Here is a 24,293-nt window from a genome sequence, read left to right as displayed (position 1 = left end):
GGAGCTCACTCCACGGTGACGGACTTGGCCAGGTTGCGCGGCTTGTCGATGTCGTAGCCCAGGGTCAGGGCGGCGTGGTAGGCGAGCAGCTGCAGCGGGATGGTCAGCAGGATCGGGTCGAGCTCCGGCTCGGTCTTGGGCACCACGATCCGCGGGACGTCCAGTTCGCCGAAGTCGACGTCCGCGTGGGTCACCGCCAGCACCGCGCCGCCGCGGGCCTTGATCTGCTGGACCGCGGCGAGGTTGCGCCCGGTCAGCTCGTCCGACGGCACGATGGCCACGGTCGGCAGCGCTTCGTCGATCAGCGCGAGCGGGCCGTGCTTGAGCTCGGAGGTCTGGTACGCCTCGGCGTGGCGGTAGGAGATCTCCTTGAACTTCTGCGCGCCCTCCCGGGCCACCGGGTAGCCGCGGACCCGGCCGACGAAGAACAAGCTCTTCGCGGTGGCGACGGTCTTCGCGTGCTCGGCGATCTCCGGCTCGAGGTCCAGGATGGACTTGAGCTGGCCCGGCAGCGCGCGGATCGCGTCGATGATCCGCTGGCCGTCCGCATTGGACAGATCGCGCACCCGGCCCAGGGCCAGGGCGATCAGCGCGAACCCGACGGCCATGTTGGTCAGCGCCTTGGTCGAGGCGACCGCGATCTCCGGGCCGGCGTGCAGGTAGACGCCGCCTTCGCAGGCGCGGGCGATCGTCGAGCCGACGACGTTGACCAGGCCGACGACCCGGCCGCCCTTGCGCTTGATCTCCTCGACGGCGAAGGCGGTGTCGATGGTCTCGCCGGACTGGCTGACCGCGATGTAGAGGGTGTCGGCTTCGATGATCGGGTTGCGGTAGCGGAACTCCGACGCGGCTTCGGCGTCGGCCGGGATCCTCGCGAGTTCTTCGATCATCGTCGCGCCGATCTGGCCGACGTAGTAGGCGGAGCCGCAGCCGAGGATCTTCACGCGGGCGAACCCGCGCAGCTCCCGCGGCGTCAGGTTGAGCCCGTCCAGGCGGGCGACGCCGAACCGGTCGTCCAGCCGGCCGCGGATGATCCGCTCGACGGATTCGGGCTGTTCCTGGATCTCCTTGGCCATGTAGTGCGGGTAGCCACCCAGGTCGAGGTCCTCGGCGTCGATGTCGATCTCGGTGGCGGGCTTGGTGGTGTCGCTCTCGTCGACGGTGAAGGTGCGGTAGCCGGTGGAGAAGACGGTCGCGAACTCGCCGTCGTCGAGGTGTGCGACCTGTGAGGTGTGCCGGACGAGCGCGGCGAGGTCGCTGGCGACGAACATCTCCCGCTCGCCGACGCCGATGATCAGCGGCGAGCCGTTGCGCGCGATGACCAGGCGGTCGGGGTGCGCGCTGTCGGTGACGGCGATCGCGTACGTGCCGGTGATCCGCGAGACCGCCTGCACGACGGCGTCCTCGAGGGTTTCCGCGGTCGCCCGCGCGATCAGGTGGGCGAGGACCTCGGTGTCGGTCTCGGAGGTGAGAGTGACGCCGGCGTCGGCGAGCTGGGCGCGCAGGGCGTCGGCGTTGTCGATGATGCCGTTGTGGACGACGCTGATCCGGCCGTCTTCGGACGTGTGCGGGTGCGCGTTGGCCTCCGACGCGGGCCCGTGCGTGGCCCAGCGCGTGTGCCCGATGCCGGCCTTCCCGGCGAGCCGCTTGGGCAGGGCCGCGGCGAGGTTCCGCACCCGGCCGACGACCCGGTGGACCTGGGTGCCGCCCTTGGCACCGAGGACGGCGATGCCCGCCGAGTCGTAGCCGCGGTACTCCAGCCGCGTCAGGCCCTCGAGCAGGATGGGGGCGGCGTTCTGGCCGCCGATGTAGCCGACGATTCCGCACACGGGCGAACCTTTCTAGCCGTAGACGATGCGGCGCAGCTGCCGCTCGGAGAGGACGGGCGCGGCCACCAGGCGGCCCCGGAGCTCGGCGGCGATCAGCGGGAAGATCTCGGGGTTCTTCCGGCCCTGGGCCTGCAGCTCGGCGTGCCGGCGGCGCACGTAGTCCTCGGTGGGAGTCCGGTAGAAGGCCAGGACGTCGTCGACGACCCGGGCGGCGACCCGGGGCGGCAGCCCCGTGGACGCGGCGACGCGCTCGACGATGTCGGTGTCCTCCACACGGGCCATCATGCACTGCCGGGAGGCGAAGCCCAAATTCCTGCCCGAAATCGGGCAAGTCTTAATTGGTTGGACAGTTTCCCCGGCCGCGGGCGACGGTGGGAGCCGTGCGACAAGACGAGATCTGGGACGCCGAAACGGCCGAGCGGTACGACACGCCCGGCCGTGGCATGTTCGCTCCCGAGGTCGTCGGGCCCGCGGTGGAGCGACTGGCCGCACTGGCCGGCGGGGGGCGGGCACTGGAGTTCGCCATCGGCACCGGCCGCATCGCCGTCCCGCTCGCCGAGCACGGGGTGTCCGTCACCGGTATCGAGCTGTCGGAGCCGATGCTCGCCCGGCTGCGGCAGAAGGCGACGATTCCGGTCATCGTCGGGGACATGGCGACGGCTACCGCGCCGGGCCGGTTTTCGTTGGTCTACCTCGTGTACAACACGATCTCGAACCTGCTGGCCCAGGACGAGCAGGTGGCGTGCTTCCGCAACGCGGCCCGCCACCTGGACCCGGGCGGCCGGTTCGTGATCGAGCTGGGCGTCCCCGAGCTGCGGCGGCTGCCACCGGGTCAGGACGCCGTGGTGTTCCGCGCCGGCTCCGGGTACGTCGGTGTCGACACCTACGACACCGTGCGCCAGCACCTGGTGTCCCACCACTTCACGTTCGACGAGGGCCGGCAGGCGCGGCTGAGCCGGTGCCCGCAGCGCTACATCTGGCCGGCCGAGCTGGACCTGATGGGCCGGCTGGCCGGGTTCGAGCTGGAGTCACGGCACGCCGACTGGACCGGGGCGGAGTTCACGACGGCGTCGGCATCGCACGTTTCGGTGTACCGGCTGCACTGATCGCTTCGGCCGGGCCCAGCTCGGCCAGCACCGCCCGGATCGCCGGGCTCGCCTCCGCGCTCCGCCGCCACACCGCGTGCACCTCCCGCTTCGGCGGCCGCCGCAACGGCCGCGCCACCAAGCCGTCCCCCAACGGCGGCCGCGCGAGCCGCGGGATCAACGCCACCACCTGTCCCGGAACCACCAGTGACAGCTGCGTCGCGAAGTCGTCCACCGAGTGGCGCACGTCCGGCTCGGTCCGGGCCTGCGCGAACAACCGCCGGAACCACTGGTGGCACACGGTTCCCGGCGGGCTGGTCACCCACGCGTGCCCGGCCAGCGAGGCCTCGTCGAGCGGCGCGTCGAGCCGGGCCAGCGGGTGCGCGCGGCTCATCACCACGTCGCCGAGGTCCGTGTGCACCCAGCGCCGCACCAGCGACGGCGGCAGGGACACCGGCAAGGGCGCCGGCGGCAACCCGTCGGCGTCGTGGACGAGCGCCAGGTCCGCCGTCCCCGCGCCGACGCTGTGCAACGCCTCGCCGGGGTCCTGCTCCGTGAGTTCCAGGCGCAGCTCCGGGAACCGCGCCGCCAGCCGGGGCACGACCGGCGCGAGCAGGCCGCGGATGGCCGTCGAAAACGCCACCACCCGCAGCGTGCCGCGCGGTGCGCCCGCCGACACCGACCGGGCCGCTTCGGCGCAGCGTTCCAGCGCCTGGAACACCTCCGGCGCCGAGTCGGCGATCGCCTGCCCGGCCGGGGTCAGCACCACCCCGCGGCCGGCCGGCGCCAGCACCGGGACCCCGACCTGGCGTTCCAGCCGCTTGAGCTGCTGTGAAACCGCCGACGCCGTGAACCCGAGCTCCTCGGCCGCCCGGGCCAGCGTCCCGAGCGCCGCCACCGCGCGCAACGCCCGCAGCGCGCCCACCTCGATCATGAAGCCAGGCTACGCAATACCGGCAAAAAAGCATCGCTGGACCGCAGCAGTCACGCTGGGCAAGGTCAGGGCATGACCGAATTCGGCGCCAACCTCGTCGCGATGGTGACTCCCATGCAGCCCGGCGGCGCGCTCTGCGAACCCGGCCTCACCCGGCTCGTCGACCACCTGCTGGCCACCGGGTGCGACGGCCTCGTCGTCGGCGGGACCACCGGCGAGGCCCCCACCCTGTCCGGCGCCGAGTCCGCCGGCCTGGTCCGGGCCGTGGCGGCCCGGACCCGAGGCCGTGCGCGCGTGATCGCCGGCGTCGGCACCCACGACACGGCGACGAGCGTCCGCCGCGCCCGCGAAGCCGAGGCGGCCGGCGCCGACGCGCTGCTGCTCGTCTGCCCCTACTACTCCCGGCCGACGCAGGCCGGCGTGATCGCCCACTGCCGGGCGGTGGCGGACGCCACCGAGCTGCCGGTGATGCTCTACGACGTCCCCATGCGCACCGGCCTCGCGATGACGCCGGCCACCCTGATCGAGCTGGCCGGCCACCCGCGGATCCGGGCGGTCAAGGACGCCAAGGGCGACCTGGCCGAAGCGATGACGGTCATGTCCCGCACGTCGCTGGCGTACTACTGCGGCATCGACGAGCTCAACCTGCCGTACCTCGCCTGCGGTGCCGCGGGCTTGGTCAGCGTCGTGGGCAACGTGGCCGCCGAGCGCACCGCCGAGCTCATCCGCACCGTCCGCGCCGGCGACCTCGAGCGGGCGCGGGCGATCCACGAGGAGCTGATCCCGTCGACGGACCGCCTGACGCGCTCCGGCACGGGCGCGGCGAACGCCAAAGCCGCCCTGGCGGAACGGGGGATCATCCCGCACCCGAGCGTGCGGCTCCCGCTGGTCGAAGCGAAGACCGCCTGACCAGCCAGCCGGACCCCCACAAGAGCCGGTGGCCGTCGGGCTCGAGGTGCTCGAGTCAGCCTCTGAAGGCGTCTTCGGCGCTCGGGTAGGTGGGGAAGAAGTCCCCGAGGCCGATCAGCCCGAACGTCCGGCTCAGCCGCGTGGGGACGGCGGCCAGCGCGACGGCCGCTCCGGCCTCCTCGGCGACGTGGCGGGCCGCGATGAGCGCGGAGATCCCGCTGGAGTCGCAGAACGTCACCCCGGCCAGGTCCACCACCAGCAGCTGACCGGGTCCCAGGACGAGCGCGGCCACGCCGGCGCGCAGGCGTGGTGCGGTGGCCACGTCGAGCTCTCCCTCGACGGTCACCACCGCGCCGGCCCCGGTGGTGCGCGTCGTGACGGAGAACGGGGTGCCGGTCACGATCGATCGCCTCCGGGGAACGGGATGCTCAGCGCCAGCAGCGCCGTGTCGTCCTCGACGCCGTCGCCGAAGCCGGCGAGCAGGCCGGTGACCGCCGCGATCACCGCGGGCGCCGTCGTCGGCGCCAGGCCGGTCAGGTGCTCCTGCAGCTGTTCTTCGCTGTAGCGGACGCGGCCCTGCGTGCGGGCTTCGGTCAGCCCGTCGGTGTACAGCAGGAGGGTGTCGCCGGGGGTCAGGAAGACGTCCACGGCGGCGAAACGCGCGCGGGGCAGCGCGCCCACCAGCTGGCCGCCCGGGACCGGCAGGAACGTCGACGTGCCGTCGGCGCGGATCAGCAGCGCCGGCGGGTGACCGCCGGTGGCCAGGGTGACCGCCGCGCCGCCGTCCCCGGGCCGCAGGTGGCCCTGGATGACGGTGCAGTAGCGCGGGTCCGGGCCGCGGTACTCGTGGTGCAGCACGGTGTTGAGCCGATCCAGCACGATGGCCGGGTCCGGGTCGAGCACCGCGGCGGCGCGCAGCGTGTAGCGCGCCAGCGACGTCACCACGGCCGCGGCGGCGCCCTTGCCGGACACGTCACCGAGGAAGAACCCCCACGTGTCGCCGGTCAGCGGGAACAGGTCGTAGAAGTCGCCGCCGACCTCGTCGGCCGACGCCGGGTGGTAGTAGGCCGCGACCTGCACACCGGGTACCTCGGCCAGGGCGGGGGGCAGCAGGGTCTGCTGCAGGGTCCGGGCGAGCCGCTGCACCCGGTCGCGTTCGCGTTCGGCTTCTTCGCGTGCCCGCAGGAGTTCCTGTTCGTAGGCCCGCCGGTCGCGCGCGTCGAAGATCGTGGTGCGGATCAGCTGCGCCTGTCCGTCGGTGCCGGTTTTGACCGTCGAGGTCACCAGCACCGGCAGCCGGGTCCCGTCCGCGGCTTTCAGCTCGAAGGCGACGCCGCCGAGCTCGCCCTGCATGCGCAGGAGCGGCGCGAAGTGCGTCTCGTGGTAGATCCGGCCGCCGACGGTGAACAGATCGGCGAACCGGCGCCGTCCGACGACGTCGTCACGCTCGTAGCCGAGCCAGCCGAGCAGCGTCGCGTTGATCTTCGCGATCGTGCCGTCCAGCAGTGTCGAGAGGTACCCGCAGGGGGCGTGCTCGTAGAGGTCTTCCGCGCTGTCCTCCAGCAAAGCCGGGAATTCCGGTGCGGCGCTTTCCTGACCACCCGGGCCGGGGTGGTCTTCGCACATCATGGCCCGCCCACGAACGCCGTGATCGCGGCGGCCGTCGCCTCGGGCGCGCTGAGCTGGGGGCAGTGCCCGGTCGCGGCCAGCGTCACCAGGGTGCTGCCGCTGATCTGCTCGTGGGTGAACCGCCCCACCTCGGGCGGCGCGATGGCGTCGTTCGAGCATTCGAGCACGAGCGTCGGCACGGCGACCTTCGCCAGATCGGCCCGGTTGTCGGAGAGGAACGTCACCCGGGCGAAGACGCGGGCGATCGCGGGATCGGTGCGGCAGAAGCTGTTCGTCAGCTCCTCGCCCAGCTCCGGCCGGTCCGGGTTGCCCATGATCACCGGCGCCATCGTCGCCGACCAGCCCAGGTAGTTCGACTCGAGTGAGGCGAGCAGCTCGTCGATGTCTTCACGGCTGAACCCGCCGCGGTAGCCCTCGTCGTCGAGGTAGCAGGGGGACGGCGTGAGCAGCACCAGCTTCGCGAACCGGTCCGGTTCCCGGTTGGCGGCCAGCACCGCGATCATCGCGCTGACCGAGTGGCCCACCAGCACGACGTCCCGCAGGTCCAGCTCGTGGCAGATGGCCAGGACGTCGTCGGCGTAGCCGTCGAGGCTGCCGTAGCGCTCGGGCGTCCAGGCGGCCAGGTCCGAGCGCCCCGCGCCGGTGTGGTCGAACAGAACGACCCGGTACCGCCGCGCGAGCTCGGGGACGACGAGGCGCCACAGGTTCTGGTCACAGCCGAAACCGTGGGCGAGCAGGACGGTGGGACCGTCTTCCCGGCCGGTGACGGTCACGTTGTTCCTGGTGCGCATGCTCACCGCGCACATCCTGCCACCGACCCGGCGGCGCCGTGGGCTGAGCGCGGGTTTGCGTCGTCTGCGGCTTCCAGCTCAACGCCGCCGCTGCGCGAAGCCGTCGAGCAGGCAGTCCAGGCCGAGCTCGAACCGGGCGTCCGCCGTCAGGTCCGGCATGTCCGCGAGCCAGGTGGCGAGCGAGTCGTCGGCCATCTCGCCCGCGTACGACCGCAGGTCCTCGGTCGAGCCGATGCCGAACCGCTCGAGCATCACCAGCTCGCGGGTGACGCTCATCGCCGTTCCGGTGACGTAGTTGTCCAGCAGCGAGGCGTACGCGACCGCCGGCGTGAGGCCCGCGCCGTCGAGCACCGTCAGCAGGAAGGCGGCGCGCCGCAGGGTGCGGGGCCCGAACGGCGGCCGGCCGTCCACGAGCTCGGCGTACCAGCGGTGCCGGCCGATCATCGCCCACAGGCTGGTGGCGAGCCCGCGCAGGTCGCCGCGCCAGTCGCCGCTCGGGGCCGCGGGCACTTCGACCTCGGCCGACACCTCGTCGAGCATCAGGTCGACCAGGCCGTCCTTGTTCAGGACGTACCGGTACAGCGACATCGGCGCCGACACGCCGAGCGCGTCCGCCACCGCCCGCATGGTCAGCGCGGCGACCCCGCCGGTGTCGGCGACCTCGATGGCCGCGCGCACGACCGACGCGCGGGTCAGCGCGTTCTTCCGGCCCGGGGGCTCCGGCTGGTGCCAGATCAGGCGTGGCATGGGCGGAGTGTACAGCGTACATTCAAGTGTACGACGTACATTCCGGGAGGGCGGATGCAGCTCAGGGGGATCAACTACGACACCGGCTTCGGCGGCGCGGTCGGGGACCGGTCGCGCCGGGACTTCGAGCCCGCGGTCGTGCGGCGGGAACTCGAAATCATCGCGGCGGACCTGCACTGCGATGCGGTCCGGATCAGCGGCGACGATCCGGACCGGCTCGCCGTGGCCGCGCACGCCGCGATCGACGCCGGGCTGCGCGTGTGGTTTTCGCCGTTCCCGATGGACCGCACGCCGCCGCAGCTGTCGCCCTACTTCGCCGAGTGTGCGCGGCGAGCCGAGGAAATCCGGGCGCGGGACCCGGAAACCGTGTTCGTGCTCGGCTGCGAGATGTCCCTGTTCTGCACCGGGTTCGTACCCGGCGCCTTCCTGCTGGAACGCCTGCGCAACGCGACGGATCCCGCTGCCTGGGCCGGGTTCTCCCGCGAGTGGGATTTCGCCGCGACGCTCCGAGAGCTCGCCGCCGTCGCGCGGCGGCACTTCGGCGGCCGGCTCACCTACGCGGCCGGGGACTGGGAGGAGATCGACTGGGCGGACTTCGACTTCGCCGCCGTCAACCTGTACCGCTCGACCGCCAACGCCGCTGACTTCGCCCGGCACGTGCAGGCCCACCGAAGTCACGGAAAACCCTTGGTCATCACGGAATTCGGCTGCTGCACCCACCGGGGCGCGGCCGACGCGGGCGGGATGGGGTGGACGATCGTCGACTTCGGCGCCGAGCCGCGGGCGCTGAACGGCGACTACGTCCGCGACGAGGCCGGTCAGGCGGCGTACTTCACCGAACTGATGGACGTCTTCGAGGCCGAGGGCGTGCACGGCGCGTTCTGGTTCACCTTCGCCGGCTACGAATACCCGTCCGGCGCGGGGCCCCGGCGCGATCTCGACCTGGCGAGCTACGGCGTCGTCAAAGTCCTCGACGGGCAGGACGGCACGGCGTACCCGGGCCTGACGTGGGAGCCGAAGGAGGTCTTCCACACCGTCGCGGCCCGGTTCGCCCGGCCCTGATCACCCGAGCGCGTCGTCCCGGGTAGTGGTGACGGCCAGCGCTTCGTGCAGCCCGGTCAGCCGGAGGGTGCGGTTGACGACGCCGTCTTCGGGGGCGACGACCCGGATCCGGGTGCCGGCTTGGCGGCGGGCCTCGAGCAGGACCGTGATGCCGATGGACGCGAGGAAGGACACTTCGGACAGGTCGATGACCAGCAGTTCCGGCGCGTCGGCGAGGGCGGTGGTGACGCCGTCGCCGAGCACGGGGGCGCTGAGCAGGTCGACCTCGCCCGCCACCGCCAGCACGACCGCGCCGCCGGAGTGGTGGGCCGTCACGCGCAAGAGGTCCTGGGGCCGGATCCGGTTGCTCTCAGCGGTCACGATCACCCCTGGTCTGCATGCGGGATCCCTTCTTCTCCGAGCGGCCGGTCCGCTCCGGATCGGTGGTACCCCGGGTTCGCGACGACGAAACATCGGGCGACAACCCGAACGGGGTCATCCTCGCGGGCGGGCGGTGGTGCCCCCGAGCGGCAGTGCGGGCAACCCGAGCTTGCGGTGGTCCCACGACCGCGTCCGGTCGACGTCGAGGCGGACGGCGACCCGCTTGGTGAGCATGAACTCGACCATCGGCCGGACCTCTTCGCTGTACGGGCCGTTGTACCGCTCCCAGACGTTGACGCCGACCGCCCACAGAGCGTCCGGGTCGTCGACGATCGTGGCCCGGCCTTCGAGGGCGACTCCGCGCAGCGCGTCGTAGGTGTCGCCGGTTTCGATCATCACGGTGACGCGGCCGTCGCGGCGCAGGTTCGCGGCCTTCTGCGACTTGGCCTTGGTTTCGAACCACAGCACGCCGTCGAGCACGGCGTACCACATCGCGACGAGGTGCGGCTGGCCCGACGGGCCGAGGGTGGCGAGCGTGGCGACGCGTTGCTCGTCGAGGAACCGGCCGATCTCGGCCGCGGACATGACGATCTGCGCGCGCTGGTTCACCCGGGCTCCTCGCCGACCGTGCCGTTCGCTGAGACACAGTCCAGAATGAGACTATGTCTCAGAGTGAACCGGAAGGCCTGGCCGTCCGCAAGAGGCGGGAGACGAACGCGCGGATCGCCGCGTCGGCCGCCCGGCTGGCCGGTCGCCACGGCGTCGCCGGCACGACGGTGGACCACATCGCGGCGGACGCCGAAGTCGCCCGCGCGACCTTCTTCCGCTACTACGACACCAAGGAAAGCGCGGTCGCGGAGGGGATCACCGGGCCGTGGCTGACGCTGGTGACCGCGGCGATCGCCCGCCAGCCGGCCGAGCTGGCGCCGAAGGAAGCGCTGGTGGCGGCGTTCGGTGAGCTCTCGGCGGAGTTCCCGGCGCACGCGGATTCGATCCGCGAGCTGGCCCGCCTCACCCGGACGTCGGCGACCTTGGCCGCGTGGACGGCCCAGGCTTACCAGCGTTACGAGCGGGCCATCGCGACGTTGCTGGCCCCCAGGTTCCGAGAGGCGGCGGCGCAGGACCCACGCCCACGCATGCTGGCGGCCTTGGCGATGGCGGCGGTCCGCATCTCACTGGACGACTGGGTCGCGGGCGGCGGAGCGCTGCCGGACCTCATCGGCCGCGCGTTGACCGCGATCACGATCGAACCGGACGGCCGTTGACCGCGAAGCTCGCGCCGGGCTGCTGGGCTGGCGGGTCGCTGGCCGCCGGGTCGCTGGGTCGCTGGCCGGTGGGCCGCTGAGCTGCCGAGCTGCCGAGCCGCTGGGCCGCTGGGCTGCCGGGGGCGCCGGGCTGCTGAGCCGCCGAGCCGCTGGCTGCTGGGGTTGCCGGGCTGCTGGGCCGCCCGAGTCGCTGGGCCGCCGGGCTGCTGGGCCGCCGGGGGCGCCTGCCGCGCTGCCGAGCCGCTGGGCTGCCAGGCCGCCTGCGGAGCCGCCGAGCCGCCGCGGCCGTTGACTGCGAAGCCCGCGCCGCCCGGGGAGCCGTGGCCGCGTCGCCGAGTGGCCCGGAAGTCAGCTGAGGGGCTCCGCCCGGTACCGCCCGATCCGATCCACCAAGGCCCCCACCGCCGCGTCACCGCGATGGGCGCGCAGCAGCCGCTCCAAAGGCGCCAGGCGGTCTTTCGGCCGGACCGAACCCACCTGCCCGGCCAGGGTGACCGCCTCCTCGCCGATCCGGGTGGCCTCGGCGAAGTCGCCCCTGAGCGCGTGGTTCTGCGCCAGCATGATCAACGTCAACGACCGGCTCCGGGCCATGTCCGCGCCGTAGCGGGCCGCCGCCCCGGTCAGCTGGGTGATCGCTTCGCCGCTGTGGCGGGGTGCCACCGCGGTGGCCAGCTCCGTCAGCACCGTGCCGCGCATCGCCGCCATGTCCGGCTCGCCGAAGAACGCCTCCCACGGCCTCGGCTGCGGCCACGAACCCGCCGCCGCGAACGCCGCCGCGGCCTCCGCCAGCCGGGTCAGGGCCGCGCGCTCGTCGCCGCCCATCGCGAACGCCCACGCCTCGTTGGCCGCGAGGATCGCCAGGGCCCGGTGGGAATCGGAGCGTTGCGCGGCCACCCGGCCCCGGGCGAACTCGGCCAGCGCGCCGGCGACGTCGTGGCGGTGCAGGTGCACGCGGCCGAGCCGGTAGCGGATGTTCGCCACCAGGCTGCCGTTTCCTGCCTCCGCCGCGATTTCCGCCGCGCGTGCGAAGCGGCGCCGTGCCGGTTCGTCGTGTCCGATGTCGAATTCCGTCCAGCCCAGCAGGTTGTGCACGTCGGCCAGCACTGTGGACAGCCTGGCCCGTAACGGATCCGGGACCGTGCCCCAGTGCAGCAGGAGGCTCGCCGTCTTGACCACCCGGACGGCGTCCCGGCAGAACCCGCCGCCCTGCCGGTAATCCAGCGCCCGCAGGACTCCGACAGCCGCTTCCAGCTGGGCGACGTCGGTGTCTTCGATGCTGATCGGAAGCGGAAAGCCATCACCTGTCGTCGTCACCATGACCTCACCTCGCGCAGGGGCGCACGCATGGTCGGGTTACCGGCGCAGGGAGAATACCCAGGAGGGGCCCGGCGGAAACGGCCGTCACCCGTCAGGGGCGCAGGAACCCCGCGAGCGGCAACCGGGCCTGGGCCATCGCCCGTGCGACGAGCGCGGCGTACTGCTCGGCGCCGTACCGGCTGAGGTGGGTCGCGTCGTCGACGCCGTCGTGCGCCAGCGTCAGGTACAGCGGCCAGGACGCGGCTTCGCCCAGGCTTTCCAGCAGCGCCTGGCTGCGCGCGGTCAGGTCGAGCAGCGGGATCTTCTGCTGCCGGGCGACGTCTCGCATGACCGCGGGCAGGTCGACGCCGAGGTTGTTGACGACGAGGCCGAGCGGGGTGAGCTTGCCGTCCGCGCCGAACCGGTGCCGCACCGGGGGTGTGACCATGACCGGCGCCCCGCCCCGCTCCCGGACCCCGGAGATCAGGGTGGCGAGGTTGGCGCGGTAGACGTCTTCGGTCGTCTGCTTGTCGTTGTGCGCCAGCTGGATCAGGACCGTGTCCCCGCGCCGGATCATCGTTCGCACGCGGGCGAAGTAGAGCGGGTCCGCGAGGTAGCTGACCGTGCTCGCGCCGGATTGGGCGTAGTTCCGCACGCTCGGGCCGGCGCGGAAGAACTCCGGCAGCGCCTGGGCCCAGCCGTTCTTCGGCAGGTTCGCCCAGTCGGACGCGGTGGAGTCGCTGATGACGAAGACCCGCGGCGCCTTCGGTGCCGGCGTCACGGCGATCCGGACCGGCTGCGGCGCCGGGCCGGTGAGGTGCACCTGGAGTCCCGGCGTGCCCGGGCCGTCCTGGCCGCTCGGCATGCCTTCGGGCGTGCGCACCTCGACGGTGACCGAGCGCTCGACGCGCTGGCCCGCCCTGGTGGCCACCGGCGCGAGGGCGATCCGCCGGGCTTCGACGTCCAGCCCGGTCGACCCGGCGTCCCGGCCGCCCAGCACCACGTCGATCCGGTAGTCGCCCGCCGGCACGTCGAACGAGCACGAGCCGGTGCACACGGTCCACCGTGGAGCCGCGTCCGCCGGCACCGCGCCGAACGCGAGCAAGACGGCCAGGGCGGGACCGAGGATCTTCACGGCGCTTCCTCCGGGGCGATGGCGAGCAGGGCGATGGTGGCGAGGTTCCGCTGGGCGAAGTCGTTGGTGGCGAACGTGGCGAAGTCGCCCGCGGGGTTCGTCGTGGTCCGGGTGGGGATCTCGGTCACCGGACCGGCGACGGCGGAACCGGTGACGCGTTCCGCGGGCGGCCACGGCTTGCCCGCCGGGTCGCTGGTGAACTGGTCCCAGCCGCGCTTGCGCAGGCCCGCGTCGCCGAGCTGCTCGCCCGCCCAGGCCGTCACGCGGGAGTAGATCGTCTTGAACAGCCCGGGGTTGAAGTCGCGGCCGTACCGGGCGATCTTCTCGGCCGACGGGGCTTGGGCGTACCGGGCGAAGTCCAGGTAGGTCCGGCGGAACTCCGGGACGTCGACCAGGTCGAGCGCCTCCCAGAGGATCTGCTCGCCGAGGAAGGCCATCGAGAGGTTGTAGCCGCCGTCGAAGTCCCCCTTCTCCAGGTTCACCAGGTGCCCGGTCGCCGGGTCGAAGCCGACCGCGCCGCCCGCCTCGCCGGTGAACAGCCCGGCGGGGAAGGTGGCGATGTCCTTCATACCGGTGACGATCCGGTCGCGCCAGCGGACATCGCCGGTGCGTTCCCACTCCGTCAGCCAGTTGCTGACCAGCGCGTACCAGTCCGGTCCGATGCGGACGCGGGCCGGCGCCTTCGTCTGCGGCGGCAGGACTTCGCGCAGCGGGTCGACCGTGCGCAGGGTTTCGTCGACCTGCAGCGACGACCGGATCAGCTCGCCCAGCAGCTCGTCGGCGGTGAGGTAGTAGGAAAACCGCTTCGTGAACGACTCGCCGACCCGCGCCTCCTTGGCGCCGTCGCCCCAGTGCACGACGGCGTGGCGCGACCCGAGCCCGGCGAACCGGCCGCTGTGGTGGGTGTCCACTTCGGACACGTGCTGGGTCATGGCGTGCGCCAGCCGGAACGTCCGGGGATCGCCCGAGCGCAGGAAGGCGTACCAGAGCAGGGCGTCCGTCCCGAGCTCGGCGTTGTCCCAAGCGTACCCGCCGACGTCGTAGCGCCATTCGTGGCGGTCCGCGTCGTAGGTGTGCATGACGTCGCCGTAGTGCCAGAACCCGTACCACTCGCGCTCGTCGACCTGGTCGGCGTAGAAGCCGATTTCGCGGGCGATCCCGTCTTCCAGGGCCGCGCGGGCGGGCGTGCTGCGGTCGGGCAGGCTCCAGCGGCCGAACACGCCGGCCGCGTGGTAGGTGCCCGGGTCCGCGACGAGTTGCGGCGGCGCGGTCAGCGTGGCCGACAACGCGGCGACCGTGTCCCGGGGTGGGGTGGCCGCCAGCGCCCACAGCCGCAGTTCGGTCGAGCGCACCATGCCCTGCGGCGTCGCGAAGCCGTCTTGGACGTCTTCGTAGGACAGATCCAGCCCGTGCGCGACGGTGTCGTAGGTGCGCAGGTCCATCGCCGGGGCCAGCGGGGAGTACGACCAGAGCGTCACCGACGCCGTGTCCGTGGCCGCGCCGCGGATGTCCAGCGAGCGCGGGGCGCGCTGCCAGAAGTCACGCAGCCCGAAGCCCAGCCCGCCGGCGGGACCGCCGACGTAGCCGAAGCCGGACGCGCGGTCGCCGTGGCCCGCGTGCTTGAGCCAGCTGCCCGCGGCGCTCGTGCGCTTCCACACCGCGAAGTGCCGGGCGGACTCCTGGAACAGCGTGAAGTCGTTCCACAGCGCCAGGTTCTGGTAGCCGTCGCGCACCTGCTGGCCCCACTGCGCGACCGGCGGGGTGGCGGTGCCGTCGGTCTGGGCCTTCCGGACCGCCGTGCCGGGGTCGCGGCGCAGGCCGGTGAGCACCCGGACGGGCTCGCCCCAGACACCACCCGCTGCCGTGCCGAAGCGGACGTGCCGGTTGTGCGGCTCGTCGGTCAGCGGAACGGCGAACCGCAGGCCGAGCCCGCGGACGAAATCGTGGTTTTCGTCGGCATCCCAGCGGAAACTGTGCACCACGCGCAGGGACTCGTCGCCCGCCCCGAGGTAGACCCGCAGCGTCCACGGCAGGACCGCGCGGGTGCCGCGGCCGCGGTCGCGCCGGTACCGGCCGGTCAGCTTGACCACCGCGCGCACCGGGCCCGCCTGCTCGACCTCGGCGCGTTCGACGATGCCCGTCCAGTCCTCGCGGCGGGGCGCCCGGGTGTCGCCGTCGTCGTCCGGCTGGTCCTGCAGCCGCAGCACGAGCTCGCCGTCGCGGGCGACGACCCGCCCGGCCCGGGAGAGCGACGGCAGCGCGACGGCCCCGGTCGTGGCGAGCTTCAGCTCGACCGTCCCGTTGGCCACGACGATTTCGCGCGGCGACCGGCGCACGGTGACCGGAACCGGTGGCGGCGTGGGTGTCCCGGGTGCCAGCGTGAAGGCGTCCGCGGTGGCGGCCGACGTCACGGCGTGCCCGGTCCACTTGACCGAACCGTCCGGCCAGTACGCCAGCGGCCACGACTGCACCGGAACTCCGCTGCCGTCGCCGGCGTGCAGGGCCAGCGGCACGGTCCTGGACAGCGTGCCCCGTGGCCAGGGGACGCCGAAGGCGCAGCCCACCGGGGCGGCGGGGCGGCCGTCCAGCCAGTGCAGGCGGACTTCGCCGCCGCCGGACGCCGCGGAGGCGGCCGCCGCGGCGGCCGTCGACGGGGTGACGGCGGTGGCGGCCAGGGCCGACACGCCGCCGAGGAAGACTCTGCGGGAAAGGGGGAACTGCGGGGACATCGTCGGCCTCCGGATCAGCTCGTCGCTGCCGCGATGAACCGATTCAAACCAGACGGCCCGGCCGTTGTCAACGAGGGCGACCCGATCAGTCCAGTCCGCGAGTAAGCGCTTTCTCGATCAACCGATCAACGGCGGCAACCGTTCGACCGATTCGAAAGTTTCGGCGCTTTCGGTGCGATCATTGCCGGTTGACGCCGCCCGCGCGCGGACTTACCGTGCTTGAACCGATTCAAGACCGAATTCCGGTGAGCTCGCCCGGGTGGTGGTCTCCAGAAGGGAAATTCGATGAACGGACGGTTCGGGCTGCGCGCCGGCCTGGTGGCGGCCGTGGCGGTCACGCTGGCGGGGCTGATCACGGGGTGCGGTGGCGGCGGTGCCGCGGCGGGACCCACGACGATCCGCTTCGTCTGGTGGGGCAACGAAGACCGCGCCAAGGTCACGAAGGCCGCCGTGGACCTGTTCATGAAGGACAATCCGGGCATCACGGTCCAGACGGAGTACGCCGCGTACGACGCCTACTTCCAGAAGCTCTCGACCCAGGTCGCCGGCGGCGCGTCACCGGACCTGATCCAGCTGGACCGCGCGACGCTCGGCGAGTACCAGCACCGGCACGTGCTCGAAGACCTGAGCCCGTACGTGGGCAAGGCGGTCGACGTCACCGGGATCGCCCCCGCGCTGCTGGCCGGCGGGAAGATCGAGGGCAAGCAGTACGCCGTGCCCGGCGGCCAGACCACGCAGATGCTCGCCTACGACGCGGGCGTCTTCACCAAGGCGGGCGTCGAGCCGCCGTCCGGGCCCGGCAAGACCTGGACCTGGGCGCAGTTCGGCGAGGGTCTGCGCAAGGTGGCGGCGACCGGCGTGGCCGGGACGACCGACTTCGGCTGGGCCGTCGACTGGTTCGAGGTCTGGCTGCACCAGCACGGCAAGCAGCTCTACACCGACGACGGCAAGCTCGGGTTCACCGCCGCCGACCTGACGCGGTTCTGGACGCTGACCGGCGACCTGCGCGCGGCCAAGGCCGTCACCGCGCCCGAGGTCACCACGAAGATGGACGGCTCCATGCCGAACTCCGGCCTGGTCACCAAGCGGGCCGGGTCGGAGATCAACTACGACTCCAGCCTCAGCGCGTACCTCTCGAGCTACGGCCCGGGGATCAAGGCGGCGCCGCTGCCCGCCGACGGCACGGTGTCCGGCATGGCCGCGATGCCGCCGGTCACCTTCGCCGTCGCGCAGCGCTCGGCGCACAAGGAGGCCGCCGCCAAGCTGCTGAGCTTCCTGGTCAACAACCCGGAAGCGGGGAAGCTGCTGGGCGTGGCGCGCGGGCTGCCGCCCAACACCGCGATCCGCGAGCAGGTCTGCGGCGCGGCCCAGGCCGCCACGAAGGCGGTGTGCGACTACGAGAAGTCGGTCGCCGACCGGATCGGCCCGGCGACCGGCCTGTGGCCCACCGGGTCCGCGGCGGTGAAGCGCGACTTCCAGCGCGTCTACGACGACGTGATCTTCGGCCGCACGAGCGTCGCCGACGGGGCCGCGCGCGTGGTGCAGACCGCGCAGCAGTCGCTCGGGTCCTGAGGGAGAACGCACGATGACGCAAGCTGTGCTGGACCGGCCGGTGGTGCCGGGCCGGCCCGCGCCCCGCCGTCGGCGCGGCCGGGCCGGCCAGGGCACCGGCTACCTGTTCCTGTCGCCGTGGCTGCTCGGCGTGCTGGTGCTGACCATCGGCCCGATGATCGCGTCGCTGTACCTGTCGTTCACCGACTACGACCTGTTCGACGCGCCGCGCTGGGTCGGCCTGGACAACTACGTCACGATGTTCACCGCCGACGACCGGTTCTGGCACGCCGCCGGCGTCACCGCCCGGTACGTCGGGCTCTCGGTGCCGCTCAAGCTCGGGCTGGCGCTGGCCGTCGCGATGCTGCTGAACCGCGCCCGCCGCGGCGCCGGGCTGTACCGTTCGGCGTTCTACGCGCCCTCGCTGCTCGGTGCGAGCGTGAGCCTCGCCCTGGTGTGGCGCGCGATGTTCTCGACCGGCGGCACGGCGGACCGGGTGCTCGCCGCGTTCGGCCTCGGCACCGGCGGTTGGGTCGACCGGCCGCAGTTCGCGCTGCTGGCCGTGATCGCCTTGGCCGTCTGGCAGTTCGGCGCGCCGATGGTCATCTTCCTCGCCGGGCTCAAGCAGATCCCGAAGGAGCTGTACGAGGCGGCGGAGCTCGACGGCGCCGGCGCGGTCCGCCGGTTCCGGTCGGTGACGCTGCCGATGCTGTCGCCGGTGCTGCTGTTCAACCTGGTGCTGGAGACCATCCACGCGTTCCAGTCGTTCACCGGCGCGTTCGTCGTCAGCAGCGGCCGCGGCGGGCCCAGCGACTCGACCCTGCTCTACACCCTCTACCTCTACCAGCGCGGATTCACGGACTTCCGGATGGGCTTCGCCTCGGCGATGGCCTGGGTACTGCTGGTGGTGATCGGCGTGCTCACCGCGCTGCTGTTCCGCGGCTCGCGCCGGTGGGTCTTCTACGCGGGGGAGGGCCGATGACCCGCCGGTCGTGGGGATGGCACCCGCTGATGGTGCTGATCCTGGTGGTGCTGCTGTACCCGGTCGTATGGCTGGTCTCGGCGTCGTTCAAGCCCGCGGAGGAGGTGCTGGCCGGGCTGTCGCTGCTGCCGTCGCACGCCACCGGGGACAACTACACGCAGGTGTTCGCCGGCGTGGCCGGGTACAGCGTCTGGCACTACTTCGCCAACTCGCTGGTGATCTCGGTCGGCGCGGTGATCGGCAACGTCGTGTCCTGTTCGCTCGCTGCCTACGCGTTCGTCCGGCTGCACTTCCGGGGCCGCGGGCCGATGTTCGGGTTCATGCTCTCCACCATCATGCTGCCGCAGCACGTCGTGCTCATCCCGCAGTACGTGATCTTCCAGAAGCTCGGCATGGTCAACACGTTCTGGCCGCTCGTCCTGCCGAAGTTCCTGGCCACCGACGCGTTCTTCGTCTTCCTGATGGTGCAGTTCATCCGCGCGCTGCCCGGCGAACTGGACGAGGCCGCGACGATCGACGGCTGCGGGCCGGTGCGGACGTTCCGGTACGTGATCGCGCCGCTGCTGCGCCCCGCGCTGATCACCACCGCCATCTTCACCTTCATCTGGACCTGGAACGACTTCTTCTCCCAGCTGATCTACCTCAACGACCCCGGCCGCTTCACCCTGCCGCTGGCGCTGCAGATCTTCGTCGACCAGACGAGCCAGTCGGCGTTCGGCCCGATGTTCGCCATGTCGGTGCTCGCCCTGCTGCCGATCGGGCTGTTCTTCTTCGCCTTCCAGCGGTACCTGGTCGAGGGCGTGGCGACGTCGGGGCTGAAGGGATGAAAACGCAATACCGCTCGCTGACGCTGCTCGCCGAGGTCCTCTTCGTCGGCCTCCTGGTCGGGGTGGCCTCGGTGTTCGTCGTGACGTCCCTGGCCGCGGCGGCCGCCGGTTCGGTCCTGGTCACCGAGGTCGCCGCGGACGTCCGGACCCCGACCGTGCGCCGGTTCGCCCGGCTGTTCCGCACGGCGCTGGCCCACCCCGTGGCGGTGCTGGCCCCGGCGGGTCTGCTGGTCGTCGGGGCCGTCGACGTCGTCGCGGTGCTGGGCGGGCTGCCCGGCGGCCGGGTGTTCGGGGCCGTGCTGGGACTGGTGCTCGCCGCGCTGCTCGCGGCCGGGCTGCGGGGCGCGGCGGCCTGGCGACCGGAGCGGCGCTGGCCCGAGGTGCTGGCGGTGGCCGGCCGGGAAACGGTCTCGGACTGGCGTGGCAGCCTCGGGCTCGTTGCCGCGATCGTCGTCGTGGCCGTCGTGGTGGGGCAGGCGCCGGCCTTCGTGGTCGTCGCTCCGGGCCTGCTCGTGCTGGCCGCGGTCGCGGTCGGCACCCGGGAGCGCCGGTGAAGCCGCCGATCGGCATCCGGGACGTCGCCCTCCGGGCCGAGGTGTCGGTCGGGACGGTGTCCAACGTGCTGAACCGCCCCGACGTGGTCGCCGCCGCCACCCGCGCGCGGGTCCTCGCCGCCATCGACGCGCTGGGCTACGTCCGCAACGAGCCGGCGCGCCAGCTGCGCTCCGGCACCGCCCGCACGATCGGCTTGGTGGTGCTCGACGTGGGCAACCCGTTCTTCACCGACGTCGCCCGCGGCGTCGAAGAGGCGGCGAGCGAGGCCGGGCACGCGGTGATCCTGTGCAACAGCGGCGAATCCGTGGCCAAGGAACGCGGGCACGTCGAGCTGCTGGCTTCGCAGCGGGTGCACGGGGTGCTGATCACGCCGGTCGAGTCCGGGCCGGCACCGGTGCGGTGGCTGCGGGACCGGGGGATTTCGGTGGTCCTGCTCGACCACCCGACGGCGGAGGAGGACCTGTGCTCGGTCGCGGTGGACGACCGCCACGGCGGCGAGCTCGCGGTCACCCACCTGCTGGCCGAGGGATGCGAGCGGATCGTGATGGTCACCGGCCCGGCGGGCATCCACCAGGCGGCCGAGCGCCACCGCGGCGCCCGCGACGCGATCCGCCTGGCGGGCCGGCCGCCGGACGTCCTCGAGGTGCTGCCGGCACCGGCCCTCAACGTGGCGTGCGGCCTGCGGGCCGGCGAGCAGCTGCTGGCCAGGGCGGTGCTGCCGGACGCCGTCTTCTGCGCGAACGACCTGCTGGCCCTGGGCCTGCTCCAGGCCGCGGTGCGGGCGGGCGTGCGGGTGCCGGAGGACCTGGCGATCGTCGGCTACGACGACATCGACTTCGCGGCGGCGGCCGCGGTGCCGCTGACGTCGGTCCGCCAGCCGAGGCACCGGATCGGCCGCACCGCCGCGGCCCTGGTCATCGCCGAATCGCTGTCGCCGGCCGAGCACGAGCACCGGCACGTGGTCTTCACGCCGGAGCTGGTCGTCCGCGAGTCGAGCCGCCGCCCGAGACGGGCGCGGTGGCCGGCACCGTCGTCGAACAGCTCGAGAACTCGATCAAAGGAGATCGGATGACCGTGTCCCGCACCGGCCGCCTCGCGACGGCGGCCCTGATCCTGGTGCCCCTCGTCCTGCCCGTTCCCACGGCTTCGGCCGCGAACTCACTGAGCATGCTGGGCGCGGACGTCTCGACCGTCCAGCGGGCGCTCGACCTCGGCGCGAAGTACACCGACGCGGCCGGGGTGGCCCGCGATCCCCTCGACATCCTCAAGGGTGCGGGCGCCGATTACGTGCGCCTGCGCGTGTGGAACAACCCGCGCAGCGGCTACAACAACAAGGCCAAGGTGCTGCAGTACGCCCGCACGGTGAAAGCCAAGGGGCTCAAGCTCCTGGTGGACTTCCACTACTCCGACACGTGGGCCGATCCCGATACGCAGACCAAGCCCGCGGCCTGGGCGTCGCACGGCGTCAGCCGGTTGCAGACCGACGTCTACGACTACACCTACGACGTCTGCTCCGGGCTCAAGGCCCAGGGCACGACCCCGGACAGCGTGCAGATCGGCAACGAGATCAACGTCGGGATGCTGTGGAACGACGGGAAAGTCGTGAACAACGACTTCACCAACCTGAGCCTGCTGCTCAAGGCCGGCTACAACGCCACCAAGGCCTGCAACGGCGGCACCCAGGTCGTCGTCCACACCGCCGACGCCGACAGCGACGCCCACGCCCGCTGGTTCTACGACGGCATCCGGGCCCGGGGCGTCCCGTGGGACATCACCGGCCTGTCCTACTACTGCTACTGGCACGGCACGATGGCGAACATGGCCGGCGTGGTGTCCGACCTGCGGTCCCGGTACGGCAAGCCGGTCGTCCTGGCCGAAACGGCCTACCCGTACACGACGGCCGACGACGACAGCACACCCAACGTCATCTCGGCCGCGCAGCCGTGCGCCGGGTACCCGGCCACCCCGGCCGGGCAGGCGGCGAACTTCACCGCCGTCCAGGACACCGCCCGCGCCGCCGGCGCGATCGGCGTCTTCTACTGGGAACCCACCTGGTACGCGGTGACCGGCAACGGCTGGGACCCGGCCGACATCGCCGGTTCCGGCAACGGCTGGGAGAACCAGGCCGTCTTCGACCGCTCCGGCCGGTTCAACCCGCAGGTTCGCTGGCGAGCGTGACCGGCCACCGAGAAAACGCTTTCTCAGCCAGCTTAACGGTTAAGCAGGTTGGCCGTTTTCTGTCTCATCACTGGTGTTCCGCCGGTGTCGCGCGTGTTACCGTGGGAGCGCTCCCAGCCTGAAACTTTCCTGTCGAGTCGTTCTCCAGGAGGTCGGTAATGAACTGGCGATTCCTCCGTGCGCTCGTGGCCGGCTTGCTCCTGGCCGCGGCCGCCGTCATGGCCCCCGCCGCGGCCGGGGCGGCCACGCCAACGCGGGTCATGGCGCTGGGCGACTCCATCACCGGGTCGCCCGGCTGCTGGCGCGCGCTGTTGTGGAAGCACCTCCAGGAGACCGGCCACACGGACGTCGACTTCGTCGGCACCCTGCCGCCCCAGGGCTGCGGCTTCACCTACGACGGGGAGAACGAGGGCCACGGCGGGTTCCTGGCGACCGGGATCGCCCGGGACAACCAGCTGCCCGGCTGGCTGTCGGCGACGCACCCGGACATCATCCTGATGCACCTGGGCACCAACGACGTCTGGAGCAACATCCCGGCGAGCACGATCCTCGACGCCTACACCACGCTCCTCGGGCAGATGCGGGCCGCGAACCCGGCGACCAAGCTGGTCGTCGCGAAGATCATCCCGATGAACCCGGCCAACTGCGCTGCCTGTGGTCAGCGGGTGGTCGACCTGAACAACGCCATCCCCGGCTGGGCGCAGGCGCACTCCACGGCCGCGTCGCCGATCACCGTCGTCGACCAGTGGACCGGGTTCGACCCGGCGACGGACACCGGTGACGGCGTCCACCCGAACGACACCACCGGCATCCAGAAGCTGGAGAGCCGCTGGTACCCCGCCCTGGTGGCGGCGCTCGGCACCGACACGCCCACCGCGACCGGCCTGCACGTCGACGGCACCCGGATCCTCGAGGCCAACGGCTCGCCGTTCGTGCTGCGCGGGGTGAACCACGCGTACGTCTGGTACCCGGGCCAGAACCGGGCCTTCGCCGACATCAAGTCCTTCGGCGCCAACACGGTCCGGGTCGTCCTCGGCAGCGGGCAGCGGTGGGGGCCGACCCCGGCCGCCGAAGTCACGGGTGTCATCGGGCAGTGCAAGCAGAACCGGCTGATCTGCGTCCTGGAGGTGCACGACACCACCGGGTACGGCGAGCAGAGCGGGGCCGCCACCCTCGACCAGGCGGCCGGTTACTGGATCAGCGTGGCCGATGCGCTGAAGGGCCAGGAGAACTACGTCGTGATCAACCTGGGCAACGAGCCGTTCGGCAACGACCAGCAGGTCAGTGCGACCTGGACGAGCGCGACGAGCAACGCGATCAAGCGGCTGCGGGCCGCCGGGCTGCAGCACCTGCTGATGGCCGACGCGCCGATGTGGGGCCAGGACTGGCAGAACATCATGCGCGACAACGCCCCCGCGGTGTTCTCCGCCGACCCCCAGCACAACACCGTCTTCTCCATCCACATGTACGGCGTCTACGACACCGCGGCCGAGGTCAACGCGTACTTCGACGCCTTCCGCACCGCCGGGCTGCCCCTGGTCGTCGGCGAGTTCGGCAACATGCACACCGACGGCAACCCGGACGAGGACACGATCATGGCCCAGGCGCAGGCCCGCGGCCTCGGCTACCTCGGCTGGTCGTGGAGCGGCAACAGCAGCGACGTCGCCTACCTCGACATGACGAACAACTTCGACCCGGCGAGCCTGACGGCGTGGGGCGAGCGGTTCCTCAACGGCGCCAACGGGATCCGGCAGACGTCGAAGGAAGCCACCAGCTACGGTGGCGGCCAGGCGGACACCCAGGCCCCGTCCGTCCCGGGCACGCCGGCCGTGTCGGGCGTGACGTCGAGCGGGGCCACGCTGAGCTGGACCGCGTCGACCGACAACGTCGCCGTCACCGGCTACGACGTCCTCCGGGCGCCGGGAGCGAGCGGGGGCACGTTCGCCGTGGTCGGTTCGACCGCGACGACCTCGTACACCGACAGCGGCCTGACGGCTTCGAGCACGTACCGGTACCAGGTGCGGGCGCGGGACGCCGCCGGGAACACCTCGGCCGGCTCCGGGGTCGCGACGGCGACGACGAGCCCGGGCGGCGGTTCCGGCGCGTGCAAGGTGGCCTACGCGTCCTCGAACTGGGGCGGTGGCAACGGGTTCACCGCCAACGTCACCATCACGAACACCGGCACGAGCGCGGTCACCGGCTGGACGCTGGGCTTCACCTTCGCCGGCGGCCAGCAGGTCACCCTGCCCGGCTGGGGCGCCACCTTCGCCCAGTCCGGTGGGGCCGTCACCGCCGAGAACCTGAGCTGGAACGGCACGCTGGCGCCGAACGCCTCGACCGGCATCGGCTTCAACGGCACGTTCACCGGCACCAACCCGGCGCCGTCCGGGTTCACGCTCAACGGCAGCACCTGTTCCATCGGCTGAGAT

23 protein-coding genes are annotated in these 24,293 nt (G+C 72.3%); 11 read left to right on the top strand and 12 right to left on the bottom strand.

Annotation, left to right across the window (positions count from 1 at the left end; genetic code table 11):
* Positions 1-5: 5 nt before the first annotated feature.
* Together glmS and ACFVYA_RS27355 are read right to left on the bottom strand one after the other, a co-directional pair.
* A complete protein-coding gene (gene glmS, locus ACFVYA_RS27360; RefSeq protein WP_387048993.1) occupies positions 6-1,829 on the bottom strand; it encodes a glutamine--fructose-6-phosphate transaminase (isomerizing) in 1,824 nt (607 codons plus the stop codon).
* A 12-nt stretch (positions 1,830-1,841) separates the two neighbouring features.
* Complete coding sequence (locus tag ACFVYA_RS27355) at positions 1,842-2,114, bottom strand: hypothetical protein (protein WP_013229189.1); 273 nt, start codon at positions 2,112-2,114, stop codon at positions 1,842-1,844.
* A gap of 95 nt (positions 2,115-2,209) precedes the next feature.
* Between ACFVYA_RS27355 and ACFVYA_RS27350 the strand changes: the two genes are divergently transcribed.
* Positions 2,210-2,935 carry a class I SAM-dependent DNA methyltransferase gene (locus ACFVYA_RS27350; protein ID WP_387048990.1) on the top strand — a complete coding sequence of 242 codons (726 nt, stop codon included), beginning with the start codon at positions 2,210-2,212 and terminating at the stop codon, positions 2,933-2,935.
* On the opposite strand, the gene ACFVYA_RS27345 is transcribed toward ACFVYA_RS27350, so the two are convergent.
* A complete protein-coding gene (locus ACFVYA_RS27345; protein WP_387048988.1) occupies positions 2,889-3,848 on the bottom strand; it encodes a LysR substrate-binding domain-containing protein in 960 nt (319 codons plus the stop codon). The genes ACFVYA_RS27350 and ACFVYA_RS27345 overlap by 47 nt on opposite strands.
* 72 nt (positions 3,849-3,920) lie before the next feature.
* On the opposite strand from ACFVYA_RS27345, the gene dapA reads away from it, so the two are divergent.
* Positions 3,921-4,757, top strand: coding sequence for a 4-hydroxy-tetrahydrodipicolinate synthase (dapA, locus tag ACFVYA_RS27340; RefSeq protein WP_387048987.1), 837 nt, complete (start codon positions 3,921-3,923; stop codon positions 4,755-4,757).
* Positions 4,758-4,812: 55 nt separating this feature from the next.
* Here dapA and ACFVYA_RS27335 read toward each other — a convergent pair whose 3' ends face one another.
* The 4 genes from ACFVYA_RS27335 to ACFVYA_RS27320 form a co-directional block, all read right to left on the bottom strand.
* Complete coding sequence (locus ACFVYA_RS27335; RefSeq protein WP_387048985.1) at positions 4,813-5,157, bottom strand: STAS domain-containing protein; 345 nt, start codon at positions 5,155-5,157, stop codon at positions 4,813-4,815.
* Positions 5,154-6,386 carry a PP2C family protein-serine/threonine phosphatase gene (locus ACFVYA_RS27330; protein WP_387048983.1) on the bottom strand — a complete coding sequence of 411 codons (1,233 nt, stop codon included), beginning with the start codon at positions 6,384-6,386 and terminating at the stop codon, positions 5,154-5,156. The genes ACFVYA_RS27335 and ACFVYA_RS27330 overlap by 4 nt, the downstream gene beginning before the upstream one ends.
* Positions 6,383-7,183, bottom strand: coding sequence for an alpha/beta fold hydrolase (locus ACFVYA_RS27325; protein WP_387048981.1), 801 nt, complete (start codon positions 7,181-7,183; stop codon positions 6,383-6,385). Before ACFVYA_RS27325 ends, ACFVYA_RS27330 begins: the two co-directional genes overlap by 4 nt.
* Before the next feature lie 72 nt (positions 7,184-7,255).
* Complete coding sequence (locus ACFVYA_RS27320) at positions 7,256-7,924, bottom strand: TetR/AcrR family transcriptional regulator (RefSeq protein ID WP_387048979.1); 669 nt, start codon at positions 7,922-7,924, stop codon at positions 7,256-7,258.
* A 54-nt stretch (positions 7,925-7,978) separates the two neighbouring features.
* On the opposite strand from ACFVYA_RS27320, the gene ACFVYA_RS27315 reads away from it, so the two are divergent.
* Complete coding sequence (locus tag ACFVYA_RS27315) at positions 7,979-8,986, top strand: hypothetical protein (RefSeq protein ID WP_387048978.1); 1,008 nt, start codon at positions 7,979-7,981, stop codon at positions 8,984-8,986.
* Here ACFVYA_RS27315 and ACFVYA_RS27310 read toward each other — a convergent pair whose 3' ends face one another.
* Both ACFVYA_RS27310 and ACFVYA_RS27305 read right to left on the bottom strand, forming a co-directional pair.
* Positions 8,987-9,346: an STAS domain-containing protein gene (locus ACFVYA_RS27310; RefSeq protein ID WP_387048976.1), complete on the bottom strand. Its 360-nt coding sequence runs from the start codon at positions 9,344-9,346 to the stop codon at positions 8,987-8,989.
* Between the two features lie 114 nt (positions 9,347-9,460).
* Positions 9,461-9,931, bottom strand: a complete 471-nt coding sequence (locus ACFVYA_RS27305) for a pyridoxamine 5'-phosphate oxidase family protein (protein WP_387049006.1) — start codon at positions 9,929-9,931, stop codon at positions 9,461-9,463.
* A 77-nt stretch (positions 9,932-10,008) separates the two neighbouring features.
* Here ACFVYA_RS27305 and ACFVYA_RS27300 point away from each other — a divergent pair, with 77 nt between their 5' ends.
* On the top strand, positions 10,009-10,611 hold the full coding sequence (locus ACFVYA_RS27300) for a TetR family transcriptional regulator (RefSeq protein WP_387048974.1): 603 nt from the start codon (positions 10,009-10,011) through the stop codon (positions 10,609-10,611).
* A 348-nt stretch (positions 10,612-10,959) separates the two neighbouring features.
* Here ACFVYA_RS27300 and ACFVYA_RS27295 read toward each other — a convergent pair whose 3' ends face one another.
* The 3 genes from ACFVYA_RS27295 to ACFVYA_RS27285 form a co-directional block, all read right to left on the bottom strand.
* Positions 10,960-11,928 (bottom strand): hypothetical protein, encoded by a 969-nt coding sequence (locus ACFVYA_RS27295; RefSeq protein WP_387048972.1) that lies wholly within the window; start codon positions 11,926-11,928, stop codon positions 10,960-10,962.
* Between the two features lie 91 nt (positions 11,929-12,019).
* Entirely contained in the window at positions 12,020-13,042 is a 1,023-nt protein-coding gene (locus ACFVYA_RS27290) for a GDSL-type esterase/lipase family protein (RefSeq protein WP_387048970.1), read from the bottom strand.
* Positions 13,039-15,771: a hypothetical protein gene (locus ACFVYA_RS27285; RefSeq protein ID WP_387048968.1), complete on the bottom strand. Its 2,733-nt coding sequence runs from the start codon at positions 15,769-15,771 to the stop codon at positions 13,039-13,041. Before ACFVYA_RS27285 ends, ACFVYA_RS27290 begins: the two co-directional genes overlap by 4 nt.
* Positions 15,772-16,056: 285 nt before the next feature.
* On the opposite strand from ACFVYA_RS27285, the gene ACFVYA_RS27280 reads away from it, so the two are divergent.
* The 7 genes from ACFVYA_RS27280 to ACFVYA_RS27250 all read left to right on the top strand — a co-directional run bounded on the left by ACFVYA_RS27280 (position 16,057) and on the right by ACFVYA_RS27250 (position 24,290).
* The gene (locus tag ACFVYA_RS27280) at positions 16,057-17,343 is read left to right on the top strand and encodes an ABC transporter substrate-binding protein (protein WP_387048966.1); all 1,287 of its coding nucleotides are present in this window, start codon (positions 16,057-16,059) and stop codon (positions 17,341-17,343) included.
* 13 nt (positions 17,344-17,356) lie between these two features.
* Positions 17,357-18,304, top strand: coding sequence for a carbohydrate ABC transporter permease (locus ACFVYA_RS27275; protein WP_387048964.1), 948 nt, complete (start codon positions 17,357-17,359; stop codon positions 18,302-18,304).
* A complete protein-coding gene (locus tag ACFVYA_RS27270) occupies positions 18,301-19,131 on the top strand; it encodes a carbohydrate ABC transporter permease (RefSeq protein ID WP_387048962.1) in 831 nt (276 codons plus the stop codon). Before ACFVYA_RS27275 ends, ACFVYA_RS27270 begins: the two co-directional genes overlap by 4 nt.
* Complete coding sequence (locus tag ACFVYA_RS27265; protein ID WP_387048960.1) at positions 19,128-19,685, top strand: hypothetical protein; 558 nt, start codon at positions 19,128-19,130, stop codon at positions 19,683-19,685. The genes ACFVYA_RS27270 and ACFVYA_RS27265 overlap by 4 nt, the downstream gene beginning before the upstream one ends.
* Positions 19,682-20,758 carry a LacI family DNA-binding transcriptional regulator gene (locus tag ACFVYA_RS27260; RefSeq protein WP_387048958.1) on the top strand — a complete coding sequence of 359 codons (1,077 nt, stop codon included), beginning with the start codon at positions 19,682-19,684 and terminating at the stop codon, positions 20,756-20,758. Before ACFVYA_RS27265 ends, ACFVYA_RS27260 begins: the two co-directional genes overlap by 4 nt.
* Positions 20,755-21,864 carry an arabinogalactan endo-beta-1,4-galactanase gene (locus tag ACFVYA_RS27255; RefSeq protein ID WP_387048957.1) on the top strand — a complete coding sequence of 370 codons (1,110 nt, stop codon included), beginning with the start codon at positions 20,755-20,757 and terminating at the stop codon, positions 21,862-21,864. Before ACFVYA_RS27260 ends, ACFVYA_RS27255 begins: the two co-directional genes overlap by 4 nt.
* Positions 21,865-22,022: 158 nt before the next feature.
* On the top strand, positions 22,023-24,290 hold the full coding sequence (locus ACFVYA_RS27250; RefSeq protein WP_387048955.1) for a cellulase family glycosylhydrolase: 2,268 nt from the start codon (positions 22,023-22,025) through the stop codon (positions 24,288-24,290).
* The last annotated feature ends 3 nt before the right edge of the window (positions 24,291-24,293 follow it).

The sequence above is a fragment of the Amycolatopsis sp. NPDC058278 genome, from assembly GCF_042881395.1.
Taxonomy (GTDB): Bacteria; Actinomycetota; Actinomycetes; order Mycobacteriales; family Pseudonocardiaceae; genus Amycolatopsis.
Note: the sequence above shows the minus strand (reverse complement) of the source record. Positions and strands in the feature narration are given on the sequence as shown.